5 protein-coding genes are annotated in these 6,109 nt (G+C 64.5%); all 5 read left to right on the forward strand.

What is annotated here, in order from left to right; genetic code table 11:
* Positions 1–975 (forward strand): GNVR domain-containing protein (locus WC739_RS23970; protein ID WP_372955478.1); only part of this gene is annotated, 975 nt, incomplete at its 5' end.
* Positions 976–1,093: 118 nt separating this feature from the next.
* Positions 1,094–1,993: a bifunctional methylenetetrahydrofolate dehydrogenase/methenyltetrahydrofolate cyclohydrolase FolD gene (gene folD / locus WC739_RS23975; protein WP_372955479.1), complete on the forward strand. Its 900-nt coding sequence runs from the start codon at positions 1,094–1,096 to the stop codon at positions 1,991–1,993.
* 28 nt (positions 1,994–2,021) lie between these two features.
* On the forward strand, positions 2,022–3,020 hold the full coding sequence (locus WC739_RS23980; protein ID WP_372955480.1) for a GlxA family transcriptional regulator: 999 nt from the start codon (positions 2,022–2,024) through the stop codon (positions 3,018–3,020).
* A 223-nt stretch (positions 3,021–3,243) separates the two neighbouring features.
* Positions 3,244–4,626 carry a tetratricopeptide repeat protein gene (locus WC739_RS23985; RefSeq protein WP_372955481.1) on the forward strand — a complete coding sequence of 461 codons (1,383 nt, stop codon included), beginning with the start codon at positions 3,244–3,246 and terminating at the stop codon, positions 4,624–4,626.
* A gap of 92 nt (positions 4,627–4,718) precedes the next feature.
* Positions 4,719–6,109: VWA domain-containing protein (locus WC739_RS23990; RefSeq protein ID WP_372955482.1), on the forward strand; the 1,391-nt coding region annotated here is incomplete at its 3' end.

The raw sequence follows: 6,109 nt of genomic DNA on the forward strand, positions 1-6,109 counted from the left end.
CAGCTGAAGGTTCGCAGCGGCGACGTCAACAACGACCTTGTGTCGATGCGCGAGCTGGAGCGCGAAGCCGCCGCCAAGCGGTCGGTCTATGAGCAATATCTGCTGCGCGCCAAGGAGACCGGCGAGCAGAAGGACATCAACACCGCCAACATCAATGTGATTTCGAAGGCCTTCGCCCCGCTCGAGTCCACCGGACCATCGCGCGCCGTGGTCGTTTTGGCCGGGCTGCTGCTGGGCTTTGCGTCCGGCATCGGCCTCGGCGCCATGCGTGGGGCCTATGAGAGCTTGCGCGAGACCGCCACATCGCGCTCGCGCCGCGACCGCGCCATGGACGAGCGCCGGACGCGATACGAAGACAAGGCATATCAGGCGGCGCCTCCACCGACATCACGCCTCCCGGGACCGCCAGCATCTCCACAGACGGAAGCCGCAGGGGCCAAAAGCGGTCGGGTGGGTGCCCTGCTGTCGCGGGTACGCGATGGCTTGTCGCGCAAGCCGTCTGCACGGGATGTGGGTGACACGCCCTCCAGCGAGGCCGGACCCAATCCGGCCGACATCGGGATTTCATCGGAACATCGGACTCCAACCGGCCAGCGCGGACCATCGCCGGCTTTCGCTTCGCAACAAGGAACGCATCGATCGGTTTTCCCGCACGGTGCCGATATGCCAGATCCAAGGCACGTTCCGCAGCCGACGGACGTCCCCCAGGCGCAGCCCTCGCGGATGCAGCCGCAAGCCGGTTATCCCGATCCGCAGCCCATCCCGGCGTCCTACGGACAGATGCCCTATCCGCCTCGGCCCGCGCCCTATCCGCTGCAGCCGGCCCAGCCTCTCGCGCCGTCGGCGGAACCTTCGCAGGGCACCGATCAGGCCGAATTCCAGGCCTCGATCGACGAAATCCGCGCCAGCCTGCGTGAATTCCGCGAAGCGGTCCATGAACTCACCGAGAACCGTACGGGCCGCCGCTATTTCTGAGCGTCGAATAAAGGCTGCCGGTTTCGAGTTAGCGGCATGGGACGGCGCTCTGGCGAGATTGCCCGGCCGAATTTTCGTGAAAATGCCGCCCGAAGCATCGCGGTGTTAAGGGTGGTCCATGGCCGAAGTGATTGACGGTAAGAGTGTTGCCGAAGACGTGGTGCGGACGGTCAAGGCCCTGACGGCCGACCTGATTGCCAAGGGCAAGGCCAAGCCTGGTCTCGCCGTGGTGATCGTCGGCGAGGATCCGGCGAGCCAGGTTTATGTCGCCTCCAAGTCTCGCACCGCCAAGGATTGCGGCTTCCATTCGGTCCAGCACACGCTACCCGCGGACACGTCCGAGCATGCCTTGCTCAAGATCATCGGCGACCTCAACGCCGATCCGGCCATCAACGGCATCCTGGTGCAGCTTCCGCTGCCGGCTCATATCGATGCCGGCAAGATCATTCAGACCATAGCGCCTCAGAAGGATGTCGACGGCTTTCATTTCATCAATGTCGGCAAGCTCGGCACCGGCGAACTGGACACCGCCTTCGTGCCCTGCACGCCGGCCGGCTCGATGCTGTTGATCGAGCGCGTTCGCGGCAAGGACCTGTCCGGCCTCAATGCGGTTGTCGTCGGCCGTTCCAACATCGTCGGCAAGCCGATGGCCAACCTGCTGCTTGCCGCCAACTGCACCGTCACCATCGCCCACAGCCGCACGAAAGACCTGCCGGCACTTGCGCGCACCGCGGATATCCTGGTGGCCGCCGTCGGTCGGCCCGAAATGATCAGGGGCGACTGGGTGAAGCCCGGCGCGACGGTCATCGATGTCGGCATCAACCGCATTCCCGCGCCCGAGAAGGGCGAGGGCAAGTCCCGCCTTGTCGGCGATGTCGCCTATGCCGAAGCGGCCAAGATCGCCGGCGCCATCACCCCGGTGCCCGGCGGCGTCGGGCCGATGACCATTGCCATGCTGATGGCCAATACGTTAGCCTCGGCCTATCTTGCGGCCGGATTGAAGCGGCCCTCCTTCTGAGCCCGGATTGTCCCTGAAAGCCACAGCTTTGCCGAATACCCCTATTCCCCAGGAACGGCCGGTCGTCAGCGATCCCGTTCAGGGTGGCCGGCATTTTGCCTTCCTGCTGGTCGACAAGTTCTCCATGTTCTCGCTGGCCGCGGCGATCGACACCTTCCGGTCAGCGAACCGTTTGCTTGGCCGCGACTTCTATGGCTGGACCACGGTATCGGCCGATGGCGATGCGGTGATGGCGTCGAACGGCCTGCCGCTCAAGATCGACTACGCTGTCGCCGACCTGCCGCCGGTCGACATCCTCTTCGTTTCGGTCGGTCTGACGACGGAATTTCCTGGCAAGAGCAAGGTCCTGGCGGCGCTGCGCAGCTGGGGCCGGCGCGGCAATGCGCTGGGCGCGCTGTCGGTCGGATCCTACCTGCTGGCCGAGGCCGGTCAGCTCGACGGCTATCGCTGCACGATCCATTGGGAAAACCGTGCCGGCTTCGTCGAGCGCTTTCCCGACATCAATTGCACGGGCAATGTCTTCGAGATCGACCGCAAGCGCTACACCTGCGCCGGCGGGACCACCTCGATCGACCTGATGCTGGAGATCGTGCGCGGCGATTTCGGCTCCAACCTCGCCAATGGCGTCGCCAACCAGTTCCAGCACGAGCGCATCCGCTCGGCGGGCGACCGGCAGCGTGTCGGTCCGGAGCGGGACCTGACCGGGAAGTCCGAGAAGCTCAGGCGTATCGTCGAATTGATGGCCGACCATCTCGATGAGCCTTTGTCGGCGGTACAGCTTGCCAAATCGGCGGGCCTGTCGGTGCGCCAGGTTGAGCGCCTGTTCCTGCGCCATCTCAATGTCACGCCCGGCCGCTATTACATGCGGCTGCGGCTCGAGCGGGCGCGCGAACTGCTGCGCCAGACCAACATGCCGATCCTCGACGTGGCGATCGCGACGGGCTTCACCTCGCATTCCTATTTTGCCCAGAGCTACCGGTTGCAATTCGGCAGGCCGCCGTCGGAAGAGCGCCGCACGACATACTGAGCCGCGGCGATCCAGCTCGTAGACGCCGACAAGGCCTGGCGGATCAGCACGAGCCCGCCATGCGGCTCCTCCGGCCCCTTGCAGTTGTTCCGTTCATGGCCCACTATTTTAACGGGTTCGAATTCAGCCGATTGGTTTGGCGGTTCGAAGGGTGATGCAGGCCTTGGCCCTTGCCGTTTCGGCGGCGATGGGCCGATGCGGGCGATTGGGCACGGGACCGGACTTGGCCAGCAAGCGCGACCGCCGTCTTCGCGACTGGAAGGAAATCGCCGCGTTCTTCGGGCGCGACGAACGCACGGTGCGGCGCTGGGAACAACAGCGCGGGCTGCCGGTGCACCGGATCTCCGGCGGCGCGCGCAACCTGGTCTTCGCCTATACCGATGAACTCGAACGATGGCTGCGCGGCGGCGAAACCGTCTTGCCGGATGACGTCGAACCGCCGCCGGACGAACCCGTCGCCCTTGTCAGGGTCCCGCCAACATCGGCCTCGAGCACCCGGATTCCGGCATTTCCCCGGCTGGCGCTGCTGGCCATTGGCGCGGTCGCCCTGTTGGTGTTGGCGGTTGCCGTCACCGTCACGGCACGAGGTATCGACGCGCCGCCGGCCCGGATCGCCTACAGGCCCGATCCCAAGGTCCAGGACCTCTATCTCGATGCCGTCTATCATCTCGGCACACGACAGGCCGATGGCTTCACCCATGCCATCCAACTGTTGACCGAGGCGACGACGCTCGACCCGAATTATGCAGACGCCTATGTCAAGCTCGCCGAGGCCTACAACACGATCAGCCAGTTCACGTTGATGCCGGCCAATGAGGCCTATCCGCGTGCCCTGGCTGCGGCGCGGCGGGCCATCACGCTCGATCCTGACGACGCGGGCGCCTATGCCGCCCTTGCCTTCACCACCTTCTACTGGACCAAGGATTTCGCCAAATCCAGGCAGTTGTTCGAACGCGCCATCCAACTGGATCCGAATGCAGCGCAGACGCACCACTGGTATGCCCTGACCCTGATGGTCATGGGGGAAACCGAAACGCCGCTGCGCGAGATAAGCCGGGCGCAGGAGCTCAATCCGGAGTCCCGCGCCATCGTGGCCAACAAGGCGCTGATCCTGTTCTATGCGGGCCGGGTGGACGACGCCCTGATGATCCTTCAGCAACTGTCCAAGGCCGAGCCGAACTTGCGCTCCGCGCCGGAATACCTCGCCACCATCTATCTCGATCAGGGGCGCCTCACCGATTTCCTGCGGGAATATCGGCGAGCCGCCGAGATCGCCGGCAGCAGCGCCCGCCAGGCCATCGCCGATGCGGCCGAGACGGGTCTGCGCCAATCGGGCGGCGAGGGCCTGTTGTCGGCCATGTATACGGAGCAGATCAGGCAGTACGAGAAGAACCTGGAGCCCGCCTACAAGGTGGCGGGCACCGCGGCGATGCTGGGGCGGAACGATGACGCGATCCGCTATCTCGAGGAAGCGGCGCGGCGCAAGGAGGATGACATGCTGGGCATACGCATAGATCCGCTCTTCAAGGGGCTGCGTGCCGACAGCCGATACCTGGCGATCGTCCGTCGGGAAGGCTTTGTCCCGGCAGCGACATCCGGCGCCTGAGCGAAGTCCACCGCGCCCGGGCTTGTGTCCCGGCGCGCGCTCAAATAGTTTTGGCGCGCGGACGGACGGGATGGCTCATTCAGGAGATTTCGATGGCGGGACTTGCACGGAGCATCGCCGCGGCGATGCTCCTTTTGTCGATGACGACGCTCGGCTATGCCGCCGACAAGGTCATCATCATCCTCGATGCCTCCGGCTCGATGTGGGCCCAGATCGACGGCAAGCCCAAGCTTGAGATCGCCCGCGAGTCGCTGAGGACCGTGCTTCAATCGACCCCCGCCGATGCGGAAATCGGCTTCATGGCCTATGGCCATCGCGAAAAAGGCAGCTGTGACGACATCCAGCTGATCGTGCCGCCCCAACCCGGTTCGGCAAGCGCGATCTCCGCTGCCGCCGACAGCCTGAAATTCCTCGGCAAGACGCCGCTGACGGCAGCCGTCAAGCAGGCCGCCGAAGCGTTGAAATACACCGAGGACAAGGCCACCGTCGTTCTGATCACCGACGGGCTTGAGACCTGCGGTGGCGACCCTTGCGCGCTTGGCAAGGAACTGGAAGCGTCCGGCGTCGATTTTACGGCCGACGTCGTCGGTTTCGGCCTTACCGCTGACGAAGGCAAGCAGATCGCCTGCCTTGCCGAGAACACCGGCGGCAAATACATCCAGGCGTCGGACGAGAAGGCACTGCAGGACGCGCTTGTCGAGACGGTTGCGGCTCCCGCACCCGCACCCGCGCCCGAACCGACGCCTGCTCCGGCTCCGGCGCCCGCACCGGAAAAACCGGAATTCAATTTTCTGCCGACCGCGGTGCTGGCAGAGGGGGGTGATCCGGTCACCGACGGAAATGCGTGGGAAGTCTACAAGGCGAAATCCGACGGCACGCGTGGCGACAACGTCACCACCGAATACGGAGCCTACAAAGCCAATCTGGAACCGGGCGACTACATCATCGTCGCGCGCGACGGCGAGGCCAAGGTTGAGCAGACGATCAAGATCGAGGCAGGCCAGGTCTACAAGCCTCTCTTCATCTTGAACGCCGGCATGCTCATCATCCATCCGCGACCCAGCGAGGGGGCGGAGGTTGTCGATGGCGCGTCCGTCGTGATCGATTATCCGGGCGCTGACATGCCCGCGACCTATTATGGGACCACGAAAACCGTGTTGCCGGCAGGCGACCAGAAGGTAACTGTCACCATCGGGCAGGGCGTGGTCACCGAGACGATGCCGCTCGCTGCCGGCAAGACAGTCGAAAAGGACGTGATCGCCGGCGTCGGCCATGTCGTTGCCAACGCCTATTATACGGCCGGTGGCGACAAGGCGGATGGTTCGGGTATCGGCTTCAAGATCGTCAAGGCGAAAAAGAAGATCGACGGAACCAGGGACGAGGTGACCTATGCCTATGGGCCTGACAGCAAGTTCGATCTGCCGCCCGGCGACTATGTGTTGATTGCGACGGTCGATCTCGCCGTCGTCGAGCAGCCCTTTAC

It is taken from the genome of Mesorhizobium sp., assembly GCF_041661565.1.
Lineage (GTDB): Bacteria > Pseudomonadota > Alphaproteobacteria > Rhizobiales > Rhizobiaceae > Mesorhizobium.

Bases quoted from the DNA above. Each gene is read 5' to 3' on its own strand.
- folD (WP_372955479.1), top strand. From the start codon at position 1,094: ATGGCCGAAGTGATTGACGGTAAGAGTGTTGCCGAAGACGTGGTGCGG.